The organism is Streptomyces sp. NPDC006743 (assembly GCF_040703815.1).
Lineage (GTDB): Bacteria > Actinomycetota > Actinomycetes > Streptomycetales > Streptomycetaceae > Streptomyces.
In genome coordinates this window covers 1-3,207 of record NZ_JBEYJA010000134.1, presented here as the reverse complement: position 1 = coordinate 3,207, position 3,207 = coordinate 1, and the positions used below count along the sequence as shown (strand labels likewise).

The window sequence follows — 3,207 nt, the reverse complement described above, 5'->3', positions numbered from 1 at the left end:
GTGACCGGTGAGCTGCCGAGCACCTTCAGCAGCTTCGGCAGCACGTCCTCGGCGCGCAGGTCGGCGACGGCCGCGTCCGCCATCGCCCGGGTGAGGGGCGCGACGGCGACGAGGACCAGCGCGAGCGGCACGAAACGCCACATCAGCAGCGTGGTCACGGTCGATGTCCCGGCGCCGAGCTTGGCTCCGATGAAGCCGGAGCTCCAGCACAGGACGAAGGCGACGGACAGCAGGGCGTTCACTTGACCACATCCCGTGGACACTCGGAGTTATACAGAACGGTATACCTGCCATGAGTGCCCACTATACAGACCGGTATACTTGTGGGTCATGGAGTCCGAGGAAGTCCCGCACCGCATCCGCATGACGCCCGGCGCGCGCCGGGTACTGGAGGCCGCCGAGCGGCTGTTCTACGAGCGCGGCATCCACCCCGTGGGCGTGGACCTCATCGCCGCCGAGGCGGGGGTGACCAAGAAGACGCTCTACGACCGGTTCGGCTCGAAGGAGCAGCTCGTCGTGGAGTACCTCGCCCATCGCGACGAACGCTGGCGGGAACTGCTCGGCACCCACCTGGAGGCGGCCGCTGGACAGGCACCGGCGGACCGGATCCTGGCCGTCTTCCGGGCCGCGCGCGCCTGGGCGGGGGAACACGGCTCCAGAGGGTGCGCCATGATCAACGCTCATGCGGAGATCGGGGATCCGGCACACCCGGCGTATCCGGTCATCACGGGGCAGAAGCAGTGGATGCTCGGCCTGTTCACCCGTCTCGCCCGGGAGATCGACGAGGCGGGCGCGGACCGGCTGGCTCAAGGACTGATGCTGCTGCACGAGGGTGCGGTGGTCGCGCACGGGCTGGACGTCTTCCCCGACCCGTTCGGCCAGGCCCTCGACCGGGCCCGCGAGCTGCTGGAACACCGGGCCCCGGCCGGGCCGGCCGCGCCGCCCCGGTGAAGCGGGCGGCCCGCGGACGACGCTCCCGCCCGGTGACCGCACGACCCGGTCACCATACGGCCCGGTCGCCATACGGCCCGGTCGCCATACGGCCCGGGGGTCGCACAACCCGATGGCCGCTACGACCCGATGGCCGTCACGACCCTGGGGTCGCGCGACGGACGATCGCACGACGGGCGGTCGCACGACCCGGCGGTCTCCCGTCCGTCGCCGGGCCGAGGGGCCGCCGCGGCCGCACGAGACGTGCCGGGCGCCCCAGCCGGACCTGTCACCGGGTGCCCTTCGAACGCTCGACGACATCCAGCCGGCATCTGCCCCGGTCCGGAAGCCGGTCCGGAAGCCGAGTCGGAAGCCGAGTCGGACCAGTCCCGGCCGCGCCGGGTCCCGGAGCCCGGCCTCAAGTACGTGGTCGCAGGCGTTCGCCCTGCGGCCCGAACACGATGAGGTATTCGACCGGTCCGCCGGGACCCGCGTTCGCCACCCCGTGGGCGGTGCGGGTGTCGAACTCGGCCACCTCGCCCGCCGAGAGGACGAGGTCCTGCTCACCCAGCGCCAGCCACAGCCGCCCGTACAGCACGCACAGCCATTCGTGGCCGTCGTGGACGGTCTGCCGCGGCCGCGGTGGCGGTTCGTCCACGGGCGGCAGCACGTGCTTGTGGACGTGCAGGCCCCCGACGTACCGGGTCAGGGGCAGGACCGCCTTGTCGTCACCGCGGCTGCGCGGCGTGCGCCCACGTGCTCCGGCCCCGGGGGCCGGCGAGGTGCCTGCCAGTTCGTCGAGGGAGAGGCCGTACGCGCTCGCCAGCCGCAGCAGCACCTCCAGGGTCGGCCTGCGCCGGCCGGTCTCCATCCGCGACAACGTGCTCAGGGAGATGCCGGTCGCGCGGCTCACGTCGGAAAGCGTGTCACCGCGGTGCTCGCGCGCGGCCCTCAGCCGCGACGCCATCGCGGCCAGCGTCCCAGCCACACCGTCGTCCGTCATGCTCCGCCCCCATCGCCTCCCCACGGGCCGCGTCCACGGCCGTGTCCTGCCACTTTGCCACGCTGGCAACGCTTGTCGCATCGGCCGGCCGCCGCAGCGCATGATCAATGGGCACCCGCGCCCCCGGCAACCGAGGAGAACACCCATGTCCCAGCCCACGCCCCCCGCCCGCCGGCGCCACCGCACCGTCGAGGCACCCGCCGGACGGCTGCACCTGGTCGAGCAGGGCAGCGGGCCGCTGGTCCTGCTCGTGCACGGCTTCCCCGAGTCCTGGTACTCCTGGCGCCACCAGCTCCCGGCCCTCGCGGCGGCCGGGTACCGGGCGGTCGCACTCGACGTGCGCGGCTACGGCCGCTCCTCCAAGCCCGCCGCGCCGCACGCGTACCGCATGCTCGACCTGGTGGAGGACAACGTCGCCCTGGTGCGCGCCCTCGGCGAGGAGCGGGCCGTGATCGTCGGGCACGACTGGGGATCCAACATCGCGGCCACCTCGGCCCTGCTCCACCCCGAGGTCTTCCGCGCGGTCGGACTGCTGAGCGTCCCCTACGCCCCGCCCGGCGGCCCCCGCCCCACCAGTGTCTTCACCGGCATCGGCGGCCCGGAGCAGGAGTTCTACGTCTCCTACTTCCAGGAGCCCGGCCGCGCCGAGGCGGAGATGGAACCCGACGTCCGGGGCTGGCTCGCGGGCTTCTTCGCCGCGCTGTCCGGCGACACCATGCCGTCCCCGGCGGAGCCCGACCCGCACTTCGTGAGCCGAGGCGCGGGACGGCTGCGCGACCGCTTCCCGAGCGGCCCGCTCCCCGCCTGGCTGTCCGAGGACGACCTCGACGTCTACGCCGGGGAGTTCGAGCGCACCGGCATGACCGGCGCCCTCAACCGCTACCGCAACATGGACCGGGACTGGGAAGACCTCGCCCCGCACAGCGGCGCGCCGCTCAAGCAGCCGTCCCTGTTCATCGGCGGCGGCCTGGACGCCTCCACCACGTGGATGGCCGAGGCGATCGACGCCTACCCCGCCACCCTCCCGGGTCTGGTCTCGTCGCACATCCTGGACGACTGCGGCCATTGGATCCAGCAGGAACGCCCGGAGGAGGTCAACCGTCTCCTGACCGGCTGGCTCGCCTCTCTCGGCGACTGACCCGGACCACGGACCGGCCCGCCGTCGCAGGAAGGCCGCGACGCCGGGCCGGCCACGCGTGGCGGCCGCGTCCGACAGGGGCGTCCTGTCGGAGCATTGCCCCGCGCGGGCAGCAGTCCGTGCCCGTGCCGAAACC

The 3,207-nt window shown here is 73.3% G+C and carries 3 protein-coding genes and 1 pseudogene; 2 read left to right on the top strand and 2 right to left on the bottom strand.

Annotation, left to right across the window (positions count from 1 at the left end):
• A pseudogene (locus ABZ719_RS37410) lies at positions 1-242 on the bottom strand (hypothetical protein); the annotation flags it as partial.
• 88 nt (positions 243-330) lie between these two features.
• Here ABZ719_RS37410 and ABZ719_RS37405 point away from each other — a divergent pair.
• Positions 331-951, top strand: coding sequence for a helix-turn-helix domain-containing protein (locus ABZ719_RS37405; protein ID WP_366729630.1), 621 nt, complete (start codon positions 331-333; stop codon positions 949-951).
• 397 nt (positions 952-1,348) lie between these two features.
• Here ABZ719_RS37405 and ABZ719_RS37400 read toward each other — a convergent pair whose 3' ends face one another.
• The gene (locus ABZ719_RS37400) at positions 1,349-1,933 is read right to left on the bottom strand and encodes a helix-turn-helix domain-containing protein (RefSeq protein ID WP_366729629.1); all 585 of its coding nucleotides are present in this window, start codon (positions 1,931-1,933) and stop codon (positions 1,349-1,351) included.
• 145 nt (positions 1,934-2,078) lie between these two features.
• Between ABZ719_RS37400 and ABZ719_RS37395 the strand changes: the two genes are divergently transcribed.
• Entirely contained in the window at positions 2,079-3,071 is a 993-nt protein-coding gene (locus ABZ719_RS37395; protein WP_366729628.1) for an alpha/beta hydrolase, read from the top strand.
• Positions 3,072-3,207: the final 136 nt, after the last annotated feature.